The sequence below is a fragment of the Mobiluncus porci genome (assembly GCF_009695935.1).
In the GTDB taxonomy this organism is placed as follows: domain Bacteria; phylum Actinomycetota; class Actinomycetes; order Actinomycetales; family Actinomycetaceae; genus Mobiluncus; species Mobiluncus porci.
The window spans coordinates 67,159-83,317 of the sequence record NZ_VUMY01000013.1 but is presented as its reverse complement, the minus strand read 5'-3'; the positions used below and the strand labels follow the sequence as shown (position 1 = coordinate 83,317).

Below are 16,159 nucleotides of genomic sequence, written 5' to 3'. Positions count from 1 at the left end.
AAAACAGGGGAACAAATTCAGTCAGAAAAAACCTGACAAAACCCAATTTTCATAAAACAGAAAACCAGACAAAAACACTAACAAACCCCACCCCACAAAAAAGCAAGGCAAGGCAAAAACAAAAAAACGCGTAAACAAAAAAACAAAAACACTATCGAGATCAAAACCAACAAACCCACTCACCGCTCCAACCCAGTTTTCGCCGAGTTTTCAACAATCGGGGCGTTGCATCTTCCGGTTTCAACCCAAAAGAGCGCAACAGATAAAACAATACACGTTCATTTCCGAAGACGCAAATCCTGAAGCCCGTGTGTCTCATTTCGGGCGTGTCGCGCCCCGTCGCAGAGGCGACTTATTCCCCAGATTCCGCGCTTTTCACCGCCCGCACCATTTCCCTGACGTATTCAGCTAGGGGATCTTCCGCGTTGGCACCATTAGCCGCTACGAGTTTCACGATTGCTGAACCGACAATCGCGCCGTCGGACAATCCAGCATAGTGTTCGGCCTGTTCAGGGGTGTTAATCCCGAAGCCCACCGCCGTCGGTGTGTCCGTGACTGCCCGAATTTCCGAGACCATCGCACCAATATCGGTCGTGATGACACTGCGGGTTCCGGTAACCCCTAGCGAAGACACCACATAGATATAACCGCTGGCCGCCGCGGCAATCTCTCGAATCCGCGCAGCCGAAGTCGGGGCGATTAGTGAAATCACGTCCACGCCGTGCGTCGCGGCGATGGGCCGCAGCTCCCCGCTTTCTTCAAAGGGCAAATCCGGAATAATCAGCCCGGACACCCCCACTTCCGCACAGCGCTTACAAAAACGCTCATAACCGTATTTGAAAACCGGATTCAAGTAGGTCAAGAACACGAGTGGCACCTCGACTTGCTCGCGAACCCGCGCCACCATCTCGAAAACTGCGTCCGTCTTGCAGCCGCCGGGAGCGCTCAAAGCGCGCACATTCGCTTCCTGGATGACAGGCCCTTCCGCAATCGGATCAGAAAACGGGATGCCAATCTCAATGATTCCAGCCCCGGCGCGAGCCATGGCTACTATGAAACGCTCCGTGTCCTCTAGGCTCGGGTCTCCCGCAGTAATAAAAGGGATAAACGCTTTGCGCCCACCCTCAAAAGCCTTGACGATCGGTACTTGCTTAGTCATGAATATCCTTTCCGCGATAGCGTGCGATGGCGGCGACGTCTTTGTCCCCGCGCCCTGATAGGCAACAAATTATGATGGAATCTCGCGGCATTTCGGGAGCAATCTTGATGACTTCCGCGACTGCATGCGACGACTCGATGGCCGCCACGATTCCTTCTTGGCGAGCGACATATTCAAAGGCATTTACCGCTTCTTGGTCAGTGATTGGCACGTATTCGGCGCGACCCTTTTTGGCTAGGTGAGCGTGTTCCGGGCCGATTCCGGGGTAATCGAGCCCAGCGGAAATCGAGTAAACCGGCGCGATTTGTCCGTCTTCGTCTTGGCAAAATAGCGATTTCATGCCGTGGAAGACGCCGATGGATCCGGTGGCTATGGTAGCGGCGGTCTCACCGGTTTCAACCCCGCGACCCGCAGCTTCGCAACCAATCAGGCGGACGGAAGAGTCGGGGATGAATTCGTAGAACATCCCGATCGCGTTCGATCCCCCGCCCACACAAGCGGTTACCACGTCAGGCAATTTGCCTTCCCGCTCGAGAATCTGCGCGCGCGCCTCTCGGGAGATGACCCGCTGAAAATCTCGCACCATCATCGGGAACGGGTGAGGCCCCATTACTGAACCCAGCACGTAAAGCGTGTCATCAACCCGACGCGTCCACTCCCGCATTGCCTCGTTGACCGCGTCTTTCAGGGTCGCCGTACCGGAGTCGACCGCGTGAACTGTCGCACCGAGAAGCTCCATGCGGTAAACATTCAGGGCCTGGCGTTTCGTGTCCTCAAGGCCCATGAAAATCTCACATTTGAGCCCGAGCAAAGCCGCCGCGGTGGCCGCTGCTACCCCGTGTTGTCCCGCTCCGGTTTCGGCAATAATCCGTGTTTTTCCCATCCGTTTAGCGAGGAGCGCTTGGCCGAGCACATTGTTGATTTTGTGCGACCCAGTGTGGTTCAAGTCTTCGCGTTTGAGGTAAATCTTCGCCCCGCCGAGGTCACGGGTCATGTTTTCAGCGTAATAAAGCAGCGAGGGACGACCGGCGTATTCGGTGAGCAAACGCGCAAGTTCGTTTTGGAAGTCCTGGTCGTCCCGGGCCTCGAGGTAAGCACGTTCGACGTTTTGCACCTCGTTCATGAGGGTTTCGGGGATGTATTGCCCGCCGAATTCCCCGTAGCGACCAGTTTCCTTGGCGCCGTGAAGCGGTGTCTGGTCGGGCTCAGCCAGGGGACTGTCTAGGTATTGGTTTCCGGTTACGACAGGGATTTCCTCAAGGGATATCTGGTTCATTGAGCAGCCTTCTTCTTATTGGTTTGAGGGTCAATAGTTCTCACAATTTCAACAAATGCGCGGATTTTTTCGGGGTCTTTTCGTCCTTCCGTTTCGAGGCTTGAAGAAGCATCCAGGCCGTGCGGGGCGATGGCGGCTATGGCATCGCTGGCATTTTCGGCGCCGATTCCGCCAGCCAAGAAGAAAGGCCGCGGGAAGTTCTTGAGGATTCCCCAGTCGAACATCTCCCCGCTCCCTCCATAAACCCTCTTCGAGCCGGTATCGAAAAGAATTTTATCAGCGAGACTTTGCTTAGCTTTCTCGAGGACTTCTTTGGCTCGCTCTAGGTCTGGTGGGATCCGAAACACCTGCATGATTTCCCCGCGGTCAAGTAACCTCCGGAGTTGACCGATATAATCCTCGTCCTCATCCCCGTGCAGTTGCGCCACATCAACGGTGCCGTTGTTGACGAGCTCGGCAACCTCAGTCGGCGCAGCGTTTACAAAGACGCCTACCGATTGAATCCCCGGAACAAGTCGCCGCTTGAATGCGCGCGCTTGAACTGGGGTAATTTGGCGCGGCGACGGCGCGAAAACGAAGCCGACTAGGTCGGGCTTCGCTGCGTTTACCGCGTCAATATCGGTTTCGCGGGTCATCCCGCAGGTTTTGACGAGTGTCATTTCCCGGAGCCTTCCCCACGCAGAACTTTCAGCGTAGCCACTCGGTCGGGGGCGCGCATGAGGGTTTCCCCGATCAAAACTGCGTCCTCTCCGGCGGCCTCTAGACGTTCGACGTCAGCGCGGCTTTTCACCCCGGATTCCCCCACAAAGAGGACGTCCCGAGGGACTTCGGAGCGAAGCCGCTCGGAGTTTTCAAAGTCGACCTCAAAAGTACGCAAGTCGCGGTTGTTGACTCCGATAATGCGCGCTCCCGCGTCCAACCCGCGGTGGATTTCGGTTTTGTCGTGGGCTTCTACCAGGGCGGAGAGACCGAGTCGATGGGCGAGCGCAATAAACTTCGCGAGTGTCTTGTCGTCGAGCAGCGCGACAATCACCAGCACCGCCGCTGCCCCGAGGGTTTTCGCCTCATAAATCAGGTAGTCATCGATGGCGAAATCTTTGCGCAGGGTCGGAATCGCCACCGCTTCCGAGATTTCACGCAAATATCGATCCTCACCCAGGAAGTGATGAGGCTCAGTCAAAACCGAGATTGCTGCCGCTCCACCGGTCTCGTAATCTCGAGCAATCTCGAGATAAGGGAAATCCGAAGCAATCAGACCCTTAGAAGGCGAAGCCTTTTTTGCCTCACAAATAAAGGAAATTCCGGGTTTCGCAAGCGCCTTCTCAAAGGGGAAGGGAAAATCATTCGACCCAGCCAGCAGGTCCTCCCGAGTTGTGTCTTCCCCGCCGGGCAAGTTGGATTGCTGTGGTTTCCCTCGGTCAAGTTCAGCTTCCGCGAGTTCCTCAGCTTCGCGGGCGACAAAATCCAGTGGCTTGAGTTGGCGCTTTGCTGCAACGTCTTGTCGCCTACTTTCGGCAATCTGTTCCAAGATGTTCATCAGGATTCCTCTTTCCCCATGCGTGTCGCCTCGATGAATCTGTCCAGTTGCGCCAGAGCTTTTCCGCTAGCCAGCGCCTCTCGTGCCATTCCGATGCCGTCAGCAATGGAGCATTCCGGGCGCGCTAGATGGACTGACGCCCCGACTTGGAGTAGGACAGCATCAGACTTTGGCCCCGATTGTCCACCGAGGATTTCACGTAAAATCTGAGCATTTTCCGCCGCATCTCCTCCCACCAAATCCGACTTCCGGCATTTGTTGAGCCCAAAATCCTCGGGCTCAATCTCGTATGTTTTCACGTTCCCATCCAGAGCTTCACAAACTGTCGTCGGAGCGCTTAATGAAATTTCATCCAACTTGTCCTGTCCGTAAACCGTCATGACCCGTTTCGCTCCCAAATTGACCATGACCTGGGTCAGAGGCTCAACGAGGTCCTCGGCATAAACCCCCAGGAGCTCCATGCTCGCTCCGGCCGGATTCGCGAGCGGGCCGAGCACGTTGAACAGGGTGCGGATCCCGATTTCCTTCCGGACGTTTCCGACATAACGCATCGAGGTGTGGTAACGCTGGGAGAAGAGGAAGCAAAACCCGATGTCCTCAAGGATTTGGGCGCTGCGCGCGGGGGCAAGTTCAATGTCTGCTCCTAGGGCTTCCAAAACGTCTGCGGCCCCGCATTTACTGGAAGCGGCACGATTACCGTGTTTGGCGACCGGAATCCCGAGAGCGGAAATCACGAAAGCCGAAGTCGTGGAGATGTTGAAGGTGTTGGCATGGTCCCCGCCGGTTCCCACAATCTCAAGGACATCCATATCGTTCAAAAACCGTTCGGAATGCCGGCGCATCACCCGCGCGGCTGCGGTGATTTCCCCGATAGTCTCTCCCTTCATGGTCATCGCGGTGAGAAATGCAGCCTTTTGGGAATCGGTAGCATCCCCCTCCATGATTTCGTCCATGACATTCATCATGAGATCGGGGTCGAGTTCTTTTCCTTTTATAACTTGGGCGATGGCTTCTTGGATCATTGCCTTTCCATTTCTTTAAGTGGTTAGTTGAGAGTTGTCAAAGTGAGTTCTCCGTAGCCACCCTGCGATTAGGAAGAAAGCATAATAAGAGCGGCAACCGGAGGGCGCCGCCAAAATTTGTGTCTGTGCACAAAATACGAAGTCGGCGGCGCCTAGCGCCACCAGAGCCATCGATTCGCGTGCATTTTTCAATCCTTACTGTTTGCCGTAGTACGCACAGCCTAACCGAAAGATTGGAGATAGACAAACGGTTGTCCATATTTTGATTATATTTATCTCATTTAATGAGACATTGCGTGGCGATTTGTGATTTTGGAGGTTATTTTCCGTCAGCGACAGCCTTAGCGAAAGATGGCGCGACCGGCAGGTTTACGAGGAACATGGCCTGTCCGGCGTGGTAGATGTCGGGTTTGCCCGGCCAGGTCAGCGTTGCCGGGGCGTTAGTAGCATCGAGTTCGTGGCGCCAGCGACCGGGTTCTTCGATGAGGTATTTTTGGGCGTACTCACCAAAACGGCCCGCCCAGGATGCGGCGATGGCCTTTAATGAGTCCCCTGGCTGACAATACCGCGACAACACGAGGCTCGCCGCGAGCGCTTCGCAGACGACCCAGTGCATCCGCTGGGAAGACACGGGAATGCCAGCAAAATCGGTGGTGTAGGGGATGCCATCCGCACCGTCACTTCCCCAGGATTCGAGGGCGGTTTGGTAAAGGCCGGCGGCAGCTTCCTCGACCCAGTCGAGATGGAGCTGGGTGGCTAGGCCGGCGGTTTCCGCGGTGGCTTTGAGCTGGGTAATCAGCCTGGCCCACTCGAAGCCGTGACCGGGAGTCGCTCCCCAAGGACGGAACGGGTCGGTCGGTTTGTCGCGGTTGTAATCGAGATCAGTTTCCCAGTTAGCCGTGTAGTGTTCAGGCAGGCGCCAAGCGTTTTCGCGGGCTTTCTCGCTGATTAAGTGGGTTGAGATTGCGGCGGCACGCTTGAGCCACTTCGGGTCCCGAGCCGCGTCGAAGGCGGCGAGACAAGCCTCCACCGTGTGCATATTCGCATTCGCACCGCGGTAGTCTTCCAGGTCCGACCAGTCGGGGGCAAAAGACTCCCTGACCCGCCCCGCTTCGGGCTCCCACCAGTGCGCGTCCTGGATTTCGGCGGCTCGGTTAAACAGGTCCTCGCCGCCGCGAATTCCTGCGACCATCGCGGAAGCCCCCGCGAGCAGGACGAACGCGTGGGCATAGGCTTCTTTTCGCGGGGCTTTATCAAGGCGCGGGCGGGCTTTGCCGGCCTGGTCGAGTTCGGTGTCGATCCAGGAAAACCACCCGCCGTTGAGTTGGTCTTGGAAGTTCTCGAGCAAGGCTCGAACGCCGTGGGTGGCCAGTTTGCGGGACTCGTCCGCGTTGATGTCAGCCAGGGCAAACAGCGAAAACATATGGGTCATGCGACAGTTAATCCACAGTTGCGCACCAAGTTCCGCCATAATCTCGCCGTCCGGGCCGAGGTATCCGAAGCCTGCGGGGACCAACGAGTGCGCCCCGAATGCTTGCAATGCCGGGAGCTCCCGAGCCGCCAGCGCCTCCAAATCCAAGGTATCTGCCATGACTCAAGCCTACCGAAAAAGTCAAACACTGTGAGCAATAGAGCGGAAATTAAAGGGGGTGCTCAGGAATCCAAGATGCACAGATAGCGCTTTACAAGTGTGCAATTCGTGCGTAGAATTAGAACATGACCGCAACATTAACTTTGATGCCCGAGGATGTTCTGGCATCATCCCGGGGTGAGGCTGAGCGTAACGGCAAGACCTGGCTGGAGCGGATTTCAAATTTCGTAACCCAGGCAGCCGAGGCAGGGGCAGCTGTAACTCTATCTGCCAAGCAACGCATGCTGACCCCTGCTCAGGTCGCGCAAATGGTTGGGGTTTCGCGTTCGACAATTTCACGCCGCATTTCAAACGGAGAGATAAAAGCAATCAAAGTCGGAAATCGAAATCGTATCCCCTATCTAGAGTTTCAACGGTTTTGGAAGGAAACCATGGGGGACGTTGTCACCCTGACTCGAGCCGATTTGAGCGCGGAGCTCTTCGGTGAGTGAGGTCTTTTTCCGCGTTTTCCTGGATGCTAACGTGTTGGCAAAACCGGTAACTCGCACCCAGCTTACTGCGTGCGGCCCCTTCAGCGGTTTTCTTGCGGTCTGGAGCAAAACCGCGGAAACCGAGGCGAATCGACACCTCCGACCACGAATGATCAGCGTCACCGAAGTAAGACAGATTTACGGAGGGATTTTGAGCCCGACCGGGAAAATCAACGATCGTTTTACGGCGACTTCCGAGACTGACCGCCAGATTCTTGCCGATGCCGCAGCGTCCAACGCGCGTTTTCTCATTACAGAAGACGTGGATGACTTCGCCGAACCGGACCTCCAAGCTGTTGGAACATCAGCGGTTAACCCGGACTTATTCCTGTCGAAATATCTCAACCGTGAAGCTTACGCGCGCATTGTGAATCTTTTTGCCGAGCGCCAGGTTTCACCGCCACATACGCCCGCAGAAATCCATGCCGCCATTGCCAGGCAACACCCGCGACTTTTCTCGACACACGCCGATCTCTTCGAGATTGAACCCTGCCACCTTCAGCAAATCCTTCCGCAGTCCAATTCCGCGGCCCGATTCCTCTATAGCGATGAAGCTTAGATTTCGGTGTCTTGACGAACACGCACGAGCTTATTGATAAAGAATTCACCAAGGTTTAGGTTTTGTAGTTCCAAATGGGGGCGACTGTAAGAGCAGCCGCCCCCATACGTTGCGCTTGGTGATTAACTCGCCTTCCAGGCGTAACGCACCTGGTTTGGAGTAATCTCGACCGCGATTCCGTAACGAGTATTGGAATCGGTGGCCAGAGATGCGCCCTCGAGCGTAAAGGTACACTCCCCATTAATCGATGTGCGCCCTTGATGCGGCAAAAAGATATCCGAATTCCTAATATGATCGAGAACACAAGCTGCTTCTTCATTGCACTCGGTGGTGTTAATCCGACCGTATCCCTCATAGGCCTCGCCGCAGATACCGTCATGAGTTCCCGAACTTCTGTAAATTACGAAACGTTCAAAGGAACGGTTGTAGGCATTATCTGAATAATATTTTGTTAGGGGGTACAGCTCTTCCCAAGTATCGTCCTCCCACATGCCTTCCGCACGGTTTTGCAGAGTCGTTCTGTACTGCTTCAAGGGCTTACCCGGAGCATAACCGTGAGTGTTGGCGTTAATCTTGTCAATCAGAGCCTGGCACACCTGCTCCTCTGTGATTTTCGCAGTTTCGCCGCATTGGGTCCGCAAGGCGGCTTGATCAAGGACGTCTTCACTGACTGCGCTTGGTCCGCCCAAAGCCATCACCTTGGGGGTATTGACCTGATCAATGGCAGCCTTCAGGAGAACTTCAGAGCCCGGCATGTAGATATAGATACCACATTTTGTCAAGGCGCCACCGGCCAAAGCATCGGCAAACACGTCCATGCGGGCGAGATAAACCGACTGCGCCTGGCCAGGGAAAGCCTCTTTAGCAATCGCAATCGAAGTATCAATACGATTCGCCCCGTAAATCCGGCCCTTTTCAAGATTGAGACAAACCCCAAAAGCAGATGTCGTCATGGATAAACCAGCGATAAACGCGACCGCACCAGCCGCCAGACGTCGCAGATTTCTCATTGCTGTTACCTTTCTATGGCTTACTGAAAATTTCCTAGGAACGAGGAAATCTGCTTAGAATACACTCCCCCGCGAACCTGTCAGGCGATTGAGGAAAATTCCGTCGAAATTCAGGGTTTTTAAAGAAAAGTTGGGAAGAGGAATCGTGGCTGGTGCGTTCCCTACGAGTCCATCACCTGTGGAAGGGCGTGTCGAGGGAATGCCTCAGTGGCTGAACAAAAGTGTTCAACCACTGAACACTTTTTCTAGGCAAACCCCTCACCAGCGATAACACGTTGTTCGTTGCACTTTTCAGAATTTCAGAACCCCTAAAATCGACACTTTTCAGGTTTTGCCATCACTATCTGGAGGAATCTACCTCGGAAATATACCAATGGGGACGGTTCCTTTTTACGGCGCAAGCGCCGTTAGAGGTGCTCCGGCTACGCTGAGGTCTGACCCCGCTCTGCTACGCAATCAGTTACAGGCCAAGCTCTTTGGTGATGAGCTCTTTCACCGCGCCAGCATCCGCCGAACCGCGGGTCGCCTTCATGACCGGACCGATGAGCGCACCAATCGCCGCCATCTTACCGCCCTTAATCTTCTCGACCACGTCGGGGTTGTCGGCAATCGCTTGCTTCACTGCTGCCTCCAATGCGCCAGTGTCGGAAACAACCTCAAGCCGGCGAGCCTTTACCACCGCTGCCGGGTCGCCCTCACCAGCCAAGACACCGGCGATGACCTGTTTGGCAAGCTTGTCGTTCAACTTCCCTTCGGCCAAGAGCCCTTCAAGTTCGGCCACTTGAGCGGGCGTAATCGACATCTCTTCGAGGTCTTTCTCCTCTTGCTTGGCCAGCCGAGCAATCTCGCCCATCCACCACTTGCGGGCTCCCGCAGCGCTCGCGCCAGCCGCCACGGTTTCCTCAATCAGATCAGCCGCGCCTGCATTCACGATATCGCGCATCTCGATGTCGGTGAATCCCCATTCTCCCTGCAGCCGCTTACGACGTACCGCCGGCATCTCGGGAAGGCTCTTGCGGATTTCTTCCACCCATTCACGGCTCGGCGCTAGTGGCACCAGGTCAGGCTCGGGGAAGTAACGATAGTCTTCCGCGTCGGACTTTTCGCGACCCGAAGAGGTCGTGCCGTCCGCCGCGTGATAGTGGCGGGTTTCCTGGATAACTTGGCCGCCTTCCGACAAAACCGCCCCTTGGCGACGCATCTCGTAGCGCACCGCCTTTTCGATGCCTCTAAAAGAGTTCACGTTCTTGGTTTCCGTGCGGGTCCCCATCGGGTCTTCCGGCTTCGCCCGCAGGGAAATATTCACGTCTGCGCGCACGTTACCGCGCTCCATGCGAGCCTCGGAAACACCAATCGCGCGGAAAATATCGCGCAAAGTCCGAACGTAAGCGGCCGCCACCTCGGGGGCGCGCGCGCCAGTACCGGTAATCGGCTTGGTCACAATCTCGACCAGCGGCACGCCGGCGCGGTTGTAGTCCACTAGCGAGTGATCCGCGCCTTGGATACGCCCGTCTTCTCCACCAATGTGGGTGTTCTTGCCGGCGTCTTCTTCCATGTGCGCCCGCTCAATTTCGACGCGGAAAACCTCGCCGTCCTCGAGTTCCACATCAATCCAGCCGTCATAACAAATCGGCTCGTCATATTGGGAGGTCTGGAAGGCCTTGGTCAAATCGGGATAGAAATAGTTCTTGCGCGCAAAACGGCAGTATTCTGCGATATTGCAGTTGAGCGCCAAACCGATGCGAATCGCGTATTCCACTGCCTTCTTGTTGACGACCGGCAAACAACCCGGGAGACCCAGAGACACCGGAGTGATGTTCGTGTTGGGATCGCCGCCGAAAGTGTTGGGCGCCCAGTCAAACATCTTGGTCGCAGTACCCAGCTCGACGTGAACCTCCATGCCGAGAACCGGATCGAAGTTCTTGGTGACTTCCTCATACTTCATCAACTTGTCGCTCACTTCGCGGCCTCCTTCCACTCAGATGCCGGACAGGACGGCATCGGCTCATTCGATTCAGCCAACTGCGCTTCTAGGCGCGCTGCCACCTCGTACATGACCTTATCTCCACGAGCCGGAGCCAGCACCTGAATCCCGACCGGCAGCCCGTCTTCCGGTGCCACCCCTCCCGGTACGGAAATCCCCGGGATTCCGGCGAGGTTTGCTGGAATGGTCGCGACGTCGTTTAGATACATGCTCATCGGGTCATCAACTTTTTCACCAAACTTGAAGGCAGTTGTCGGCGCGGTCGGGGTCAGCAACACATCGCACTTTTCAAAGGCCGCCGCGAGATCGCGCTGGACGAGGGTCCGGACTTTCTGGGCCGACCCATAATAGGCATCGAAGTATCCAGCCGACAAGACGTGGGTCCCGAGGATAATGCGGCGCTTTACTTCCTCTCCGAATCCGGCCTCGCGGGTCGCTGCCATCATGCGTTCGGTAGTGACTTCGCCGTCTTTCGGCATGACGCGTAGCCCGTAGCGCACCCCGTCGAAGCGCGCCAGGTTCGAAGAAACTTCCGCGGGCATAATCAGGTAGTAGGCAGCAAGTGCATACTCGAATGACGGGCAGTCCACCTCGGTCACGGTCGCTCCGCTTGCCTTTAGCCGGTCAACGGCTTCATTAAAGCGCTGGAGAACCCCGGCCTGGTAGCCCTCACCTTGCATTTGTTTCACAACTCCAACTCGCAATCCTTTGGCATCCGCAGCGGTCGCAGCCACTGCCGCGTCCAAATCCGGAACCGGCTCATCGAGCGACGTTGAGTCGAGCGGGTCGTGTCCCCCGATAATCTCTTGCAAAGCCGCCGCATCAGCCACATTGCGCGTCACCGGCCCAATCTGATCCAAAGACGAAGCCATCGCCACGAGCCCGTAGCGGGAGACTGCACCATACGTCGGCTTTGCTCCGACCGTGCCGGTAACGGAACCGGGCTGGCGAATCGAACCGCCGGTGTCCGAGCCCAGCGCCCAGGGAGCGAGGAACGCGCCGACTGCTGCCGCCGAGCCACCGCCGGACCCTCCGGGAATACGCTCGAGATCCCAAGGGTTGCGGGTCGGGCCGAAAGCGGAGTGCTCGGTGGAAGAACCCATCGCAAACTCGTCCATATTGGTCTTACCGAGAATCGGCAGTCCCGCCTCCTGGAGCTTCAAAACCACCGTAGCGTCGTAGGGCGGCAACCAGCCTTCGAGAATCTTCGAGGCACAGGTTGTGGGCTTGCCGCGGGTGACCATGTTGTCTTTAATCGCAATCGGGACGCCCGCGAACTTCCCGAGGGGTTTACCGGCTTTACGGTCAGCATCAACCCGGCGCGCAGTTTCCAGCGCACCATCGCGGTCTACAAACAAGAACGCGTGGAGGTCCTTGTCATATTTCTCGATGCGATCCAGGAAAATCTCAACGAGTTCTTCGCTCGTGACTTCGCCTTTCGCTAGCAGGTCTGCCAGTTCGTGGGCGGATTTCAGGTAAAGATTGTCTGCACTCATGTTTTATTCCTCCCCAATAATCTTCGGAACCCCGAACATGCCGCGGTCGGGATGCGGGGCTGCCGCCATCACTTCCTCGTGGTCAAGGGTCGGGCCAATCTCGTCTTCGCGCCAAACATTGGTAAGCGGAATCGGGTGGGAGGTCGCCGGCACGTCCGGCGTGGCGACCTCGGAAACTTTCGCAACTGCATTAGCGATGGTTTCGAGCTCGGAGGCCATTTTTTGGATTTCATCTTCCGTGAGCGCGATTCGGGCCAAGCCAGCGACGCGCCGCACTTCATCAGCATTTATTGTGGACATGCTTCGAGTCTAGTGGATTGGGTGAAAATCGGTTAAAAGACGGGACTATATCCGTAAGTGTCTCTGTAACCCAGGAAAATTTGGCCATGAGTGGCATATATGGCAGCAAAGCCCAAATTTTCCCGAGTTACAGAGTGAAGGACAAGAATAAAATCCTGCTAAGGTTGAGTTTATGGGCGTTCGAGGAGGCATGTTTCGAAGGATTGCGCGGTTTTTTACGCGCCTTGCTGACCTCGCCCTCAAGATGCCCGCAGAACTCCCCCGTATTGCCAGTCGAGTTTTCGGCGCCTTCATCCTTTTTGAGCTGATTGCCGGAGCCATCACGGTCGCGATTGATACGTTGCGGGCCTGGCGCCCCACCCCCGCGAAACCTTTTCCGGTGACAGACCTCCCCGAAATCGAAGTCCACGGCAACGAGATGCAAGTCTTCACCTCCGGATCCGAGGTCTATTCCGCGATGCTCGACGAGATTCGCGGCGCCAAGCGCAACGTGTTTTTCGAGACATTCATCTGGAAAAGTGATGAGGTCGGGAGGCTGTTCAAAGATGCCCTCATCGAGGCGGCCGAGCGCGGGGTAGATGTCTTTATTATCTGGGATGCTTTGGGAAACCTCAATGTGCCGCCCGCATTCACTAAGTTCCCGAAGATGTCCCACCTCCACGTCCTGCGGTTCGGGCTGTTCCGTTCTTTCTTCCTCTCGATTCGCTCCACGGGTCGCGACCACCGGAAGTTGTTGATTGTTGATAACCAGGTCGGCTTCGTGGGGGGCTACAACATCGGTTCACTCTACGCGACCCAGTGGCGCGATACCCACCTCAGAATCCGGGGCGTTGCCCCGATTGAACTCGCCAACGCCTTCACAGATTTCTGGAATGCGCATCTGCGCAAACACCGGCTGCCCTATCTCCCGCAGTACCCCACGACCAGGTGGTGCGCGGACATAACAGCGGCAAAAAACGAGCCGCATCGACTGCTGTTTCCCGTGCGGGGGCTTTATATCAATGCGCTTTCCAAGGGGCAGGAAAGGGTGTGGATTACCCAGGCCTATTTCATTCCCGACAAGGACATTTTGGATGAACTCACGGAGGCTTCAAACCGCGGGGTCGACGTGAAAGTCCTTATCCCCGAGGTGTCGAACCATATTGCGGCAGACTGGGTGGCGCGCTCATTCTATTCGCCCCTGCTGGAGGCGGGAGTAGAGATTTGGCTCTACCAAAACGCAATGGTTCACGCCAAAACCGCCACCGTCGACGGAATGTGGACGACAATCGGAACCGCGAATATTGACCGTCTCTCGATGACTGGAAACTACGAGATCAATATGGAGATTTACTCCCATAAACTCGCCTCTCAGATGGAAGAGGTTTTCCGCAACGACCTCACGAATGCCCGGCAACTCACCCTGGCCGAGTGGGAGGAGCGGCCTTTACTGACCCGCCTCATTGAGCGACTGCTTCGCCCGCTTGGTTCAGTTTTGTAGCTTTGATGATTTGATGCACCCAGGTATTCATCAAGATGCTAAAATAGGTACATGCGTACTACAGTAACTTTGGACGATGATGTTCTCCTTGAGATTGACCGAATTCGCGCCGGTGAACGTCTCGGTTTAAGCGACGCTTTGAACACATTGGCACGACGTGGAATTGGTGCCGATACCCGGCACGATGCCGCTGATTATTCACTGCCAACCTTCCATCTCGGAGCCAGTCGTCTTGACCTGCAATCCACCGGCGAGCTGTTGGATTATCTTGACGAAGTAGACTTCGGCGAAGCCAAGACTAAGGCACACAAGAAAGCGCGTAAAAACAAATGATTCTCGATGTGAATGTGTTGATTTACGCCATCGATGCGGACTCTTTGCACCACACGAAGTGTGCAAACTGGCTTACAACCCAGCTCAATTCCGCAACCCGCACTGGTTTGCCGATGCAAACGATAACGGCTTTCATGAGGATTACCACGAATCCGCGGATTTTCCCCACCCCCCTGGGTTTTGCACAGGCGCGTGACATTGTCGATGGATGGCTGCAGCTGCCTGGGGTGTGGATTCCGCAACCTTCGCTCGAAACCTGGGAGAATTTTCGCGAGATTTCCGGGAAAACCGAGCTCACAAGCAAACTCATCCCCGATGCAATGCTGGCAGCTCTATCCAAAACATACGGCGTGCCGGTTGTTTCCGCGGATCAAGATTTTGCTCGCTTTCCCGGCATTTCATGGGTTAATCCACTTGATTGAGCGACTGCTGCGCCCACTTGGGTCGGTTTTGTAAGAGATTACACGTCATTTCCGCACTCCAAGAGCTTATAAAAGCGCTAAGGGATTTCCCTCTTCCTTCGCCATAATCTTTAGAATTTCCGCCTGGTATTCTGGCGCACCTGGGATTTACATTACCGCCATACGCCAAGAATAATACAGGAATGCGCACCCGGCAAAAGCTATTCAGTCTCATTCACTTAGCCTAAGAAATGTCCAACTCATTTGTAGTAATAGAATGCGCTCCTGTCTCGTCTTTCCAATAAAGCAATTTAGGTGCGTTCTTTGATTCTAATTCTGGTCTATCGAGTACCTGCAAAGTCTTCTTAGCGGAATCTATAAGCGATGTAAACCCTTGAGCGAGATTCTTTTCGCTCTGTAATGTTGAAACATAAGCGTCTTTCAATAGTTTTAGCTTTTTCTCTTTCTCAGCATGGTCTCCGTTAAAACCTGGCATTATTTTTTCAACGACATGCATGTCGCCCAATTTCTTTTCCAGTTCAGTCATAGACTCTCGAATTTTTTCCGACCGACTGAGCATCATTTCCCAAAAATCCCTGTCTGAACGCAAAGTTTGCTTAATGTTCTCCACGGATTCCTTCACTGTTCGAGGGTTTTCTTGCATATCTATGCACATACGAAGAAAGCCAAGTCGGAGGCGCAAGAATGAAGAAAGCATAGCGCTGTGAACATCAAAATTCGCTTGCTGAATATCGTTTTCGTCCCTGAAGTTACCATCGTCACGCCCCTCCACAAGCAACCGATACCTCTCGTAAAGACGGTTGACATCATGTTCGGCAAGTGCCGCGCGAATCAGCATATCCCTTGAAAACTCGCCTGAAATCTCGTACTGGCGATAAACTTCATCAACGATTTTCGCTGCGGAAATAAGCTCACCCACATGCGTTGCCTCAGTGCGAGATATGACTTCCTCAACTTTCTTTTTGACGAGATCAATCTTCTTATCTAGTCTGGAAAATTGCTTCAAAATTACGGCAGTTGTAAGCGTTTGCATGGCAAGGACGGGAAGAACCGCGGGAAGAGTCGCAGCCACCGGTATAAAAGGAGCCTGTGCTACGATGCCACCGCTCCCCATCACAGCGCTCCCTAAACCCCCGCCGAAGTGCATCAAAGTGGCAGGATTAGCGGTGGCAACATAAAGAGTGGGGGCTACCATTGCGGATAAGGCACTTAATCCTGCACCGGTGCCTGCAACCAAAGCTGATTCCATTGTTTGAGGGGAAATGGCCTTAGCGTCCGATGCGTATTTGCCTGTCAAAACTAGATTGCGGTTCAGGCTTTCAACCAGCTGTTCTCGCAATTGGCCTTGAAACTCGACGATGGCAACAGAAGAATCACCATCTCCAAAAATAGTGACTGGAGCTTCATTCTTGCTCCCACTCGTTTCCCCCTGAGCGTTATTATTCTGACTCATACAGCCT

16 protein-coding genes are annotated in these 16,159 nt (G+C 55.0%); 5 read left to right on the top strand and 11 right to left on the bottom strand.

What is annotated here, in order from left to right:
• Positions 1 to 352: 352 nt before the first annotated feature.
• The 6 genes from trpA to FYJ63_RS07885 form a co-directional block, all read right to left on the bottom strand.
• Positions 353 to 1,159 carry a tryptophan synthase subunit alpha gene (gene trpA / locus FYJ63_RS07910; protein WP_154545506.1) on the bottom strand — a complete coding sequence of 269 codons (807 nt, stop codon included), beginning with the start codon at positions 1,157 to 1,159 and terminating at the stop codon, positions 353 to 355.
• The gene (gene trpB, locus FYJ63_RS07905; RefSeq protein ID WP_154545504.1) at positions 1,152 to 2,435 is read right to left on the bottom strand and encodes a tryptophan synthase subunit beta; all 1,284 of its coding nucleotides are present in this window, start codon (positions 2,433 to 2,435) and stop codon (positions 1,152 to 1,154) included. Before trpB ends, trpA begins: the two co-directional genes overlap by 8 nt.
• On the bottom strand, positions 2,432 to 3,094 hold the full coding sequence (locus FYJ63_RS07900; protein ID WP_154545502.1) for a phosphoribosylanthranilate isomerase: 663 nt from the start codon (positions 3,092 to 3,094) through the stop codon (positions 2,432 to 2,434). The genes trpB and FYJ63_RS07900 overlap by 4 nt, the downstream gene beginning before the upstream one ends.
• Positions 3,091 to 3,972, bottom strand: coding sequence for an indole-3-glycerol phosphate synthase TrpC (gene trpC, locus FYJ63_RS07895; protein ID WP_154545500.1), 882 nt, complete (start codon positions 3,970 to 3,972; stop codon positions 3,091 to 3,093). Before trpC ends, FYJ63_RS07900 begins: the two co-directional genes overlap by 4 nt.
• Positions 3,972 to 4,994 (bottom strand): anthranilate phosphoribosyltransferase, encoded by a 1,023-nt coding sequence (trpD, locus tag FYJ63_RS07890; protein WP_154545498.1) that lies wholly within the window; start codon positions 4,992 to 4,994, stop codon positions 3,972 to 3,974. The genes trpC and trpD overlap by 1 nt, the downstream gene beginning before the upstream one ends.
• 319 nt (positions 4,995 to 5,313) lie before the next feature.
• On the bottom strand, positions 5,314 to 6,585 hold the full coding sequence (locus FYJ63_RS07885; RefSeq protein ID WP_154545496.1) for an AGE family epimerase/isomerase: 1,272 nt from the start codon (positions 6,583 to 6,585) through the stop codon (positions 5,314 to 5,316).
• A 125-nt stretch (positions 6,586 to 6,710) separates the two neighbouring features.
• Between FYJ63_RS07885 and FYJ63_RS07880 the strand changes: the two genes are divergently transcribed.
• Positions 6,711 to 7,076: a helix-turn-helix domain-containing protein gene (locus tag FYJ63_RS07880; protein ID WP_154545494.1), complete on the top strand. Its 366-nt coding sequence runs from the start codon at positions 6,711 to 6,713 to the stop codon at positions 7,074 to 7,076.
• Positions 7,069 to 7,674, top strand: a complete 606-nt coding sequence (locus tag FYJ63_RS07875) for a hypothetical protein (protein WP_154545492.1) — start codon at positions 7,069 to 7,071, stop codon at positions 7,672 to 7,674. Before FYJ63_RS07880 ends, FYJ63_RS07875 begins: the two co-directional genes overlap by 8 nt.
• Positions 7,675 to 7,796: 122 nt before the next feature.
• On the opposite strand, the gene FYJ63_RS07870 is transcribed toward FYJ63_RS07875, so the two are convergent.
• From FYJ63_RS07870 to gatC, 4 genes are all read right to left on the bottom strand, one after another.
• Positions 7,797 to 8,684 carry a cell wall-binding repeat-containing protein gene (locus FYJ63_RS07870; protein WP_154545490.1) on the bottom strand — a complete coding sequence of 296 codons (888 nt, stop codon included), beginning with the start codon at positions 8,682 to 8,684 and terminating at the stop codon, positions 7,797 to 7,799.
• 460 nt (positions 8,685 to 9,144) lie between these two features.
• Positions 9,145 to 10,644: an Asp-tRNA(Asn)/Glu-tRNA(Gln) amidotransferase subunit GatB gene (gatB, locus tag FYJ63_RS07865; protein ID WP_277028147.1), complete on the bottom strand. Its 1,500-nt coding sequence runs from the start codon at positions 10,642 to 10,644 to the stop codon at positions 9,145 to 9,147.
• Entirely contained in the window at positions 10,641 to 12,164 is a 1,524-nt protein-coding gene (gene gatA, locus FYJ63_RS07860) for an Asp-tRNA(Asn)/Glu-tRNA(Gln) amidotransferase subunit GatA (protein ID WP_154545488.1), read from the bottom strand. Before gatA ends, gatB begins: the two co-directional genes overlap by 4 nt.
• Before the next feature lie 3 nt (positions 12,165 to 12,167).
• A complete protein-coding gene (gene gatC / locus FYJ63_RS07855) occupies positions 12,168 to 12,464 on the bottom strand; it encodes an Asp-tRNA(Asn)/Glu-tRNA(Gln) amidotransferase subunit GatC (protein ID WP_154545486.1) in 297 nt (98 codons plus the stop codon).
• A 190-nt stretch (positions 12,465 to 12,654) separates the two neighbouring features.
• On the opposite strand from gatC, the gene FYJ63_RS07850 reads away from it, so the two are divergent.
• From FYJ63_RS07850 to FYJ63_RS07840, 3 genes are read left to right on the top strand one after another with little or no spacing between them, the layout of a single operon-like run.
• On the top strand, positions 12,655 to 13,944 hold the full coding sequence (locus FYJ63_RS07850; protein ID WP_154545484.1) for a phospholipase D-like domain-containing protein: 1,290 nt from the start codon (positions 12,655 to 12,657) through the stop codon (positions 13,942 to 13,944).
• 51 nt (positions 13,945 to 13,995) lie between these two features.
• Positions 13,996 to 14,277: a CopG family transcriptional regulator gene (locus FYJ63_RS07845; RefSeq protein ID WP_154545482.1), complete on the top strand. Its 282-nt coding sequence runs from the start codon at positions 13,996 to 13,998 to the stop codon at positions 14,275 to 14,277.
• Complete coding sequence (locus FYJ63_RS07840) at positions 14,274 to 14,699, top strand: TA system VapC family ribonuclease toxin (protein ID WP_154545480.1); 426 nt, start codon at positions 14,274 to 14,276, stop codon at positions 14,697 to 14,699. Before FYJ63_RS07845 ends, FYJ63_RS07840 begins: the two co-directional genes overlap by 4 nt.
• A 223-nt stretch (positions 14,700 to 14,922) precedes the next feature.
• On the opposite strand, the gene FYJ63_RS07835 is transcribed toward FYJ63_RS07840, so the two are convergent.
• The gene (locus FYJ63_RS07835) at positions 14,923 to 16,152 is read right to left on the bottom strand and encodes a hypothetical protein (protein WP_154545478.1); all 1,230 of its coding nucleotides are present in this window, start codon (positions 16,150 to 16,152) and stop codon (positions 14,923 to 14,925) included.
• Positions 16,153 to 16,159: the final 7 nt, after the last annotated feature.

Bases quoted from the DNA above. Each gene is read 5' to 3' on its own strand.
- FYJ63_RS07850 (WP_154545484.1), top strand. From the start codon at position 12,655: ATGTTTCGAAGGATTGCGCGGTTTTTTACGCGCCTTGCTGACCTCGCC.
- gatC (WP_154545486.1), bottom strand. From the start codon at position 12,464: ATGTCCACAATAAATGCTGATGAAGTGCGGCGCGTCGCTGGCTTGGCC.
- trpB (WP_154545504.1), bottom strand. From the start codon at position 2,435: ATGAACCAGATATCCCTTGAGGAAATCCCTGTCGTAACCGGAAACCAA.
- trpA (WP_154545506.1), bottom strand. From the start codon at position 1,159: ATGACTAAGCAAGTACCGATCGTCAAGGCTTTTGAGGGTGGGCGCAAA.
- FYJ63_RS07885 (WP_154545496.1), bottom strand. From the start codon at position 6,585: ATGGCAGATACCTTGGATTTGGAGGCGCTGGCGGCTCGGGAGCTCCCG.
- FYJ63_RS07845 (WP_154545482.1), top strand. From the start codon at position 13,996: ATGCGTACTACAGTAACTTTGGACGATGATGTTCTCCTTGAGATTGAC.
- FYJ63_RS07880 (WP_154545494.1), top strand. From the start codon at position 6,711: ATGACCGCAACATTAACTTTGATGCCCGAGGATGTTCTGGCATCATCC.
- FYJ63_RS07840 (WP_154545480.1), top strand. From the start codon at position 14,274: ATGATTCTCGATGTGAATGTGTTGATTTACGCCATCGATGCGGACTCT.
- trpD (WP_154545498.1), bottom strand. From the start codon at position 4,994: ATGATCCAAGAAGCCATCGCCCAAGTTATAAAAGGAAAAGAACTCGAC.
- gatA (WP_154545488.1), bottom strand. From the start codon at position 12,164: ATGAGTGCAGACAATCTTTACCTGAAATCCGCCCACGAACTGGCAGAC.
- trpC (WP_154545500.1), bottom strand. From the start codon at position 3,972: ATGAACATCTTGGAACAGATTGCCGAAAGTAGGCGACAAGACGTTGCA.
- FYJ63_RS07900 (WP_154545502.1), bottom strand. From the start codon at position 3,094: ATGACACTCGTCAAAACCTGCGGGATGACCCGCGAAACCGATATTGAC.
- FYJ63_RS07835 (WP_154545478.1), bottom strand. From the start codon at position 16,152: ATGAGTCAGAATAATAACGCTCAGGGGGAAACGAGTGGGAGCAAGAAT.
- FYJ63_RS07870 (WP_154545490.1), bottom strand. From the start codon at position 8,684: ATGAGAAATCTGCGACGTCTGGCGGCTGGTGCGGTCGCGTTTATCGCT.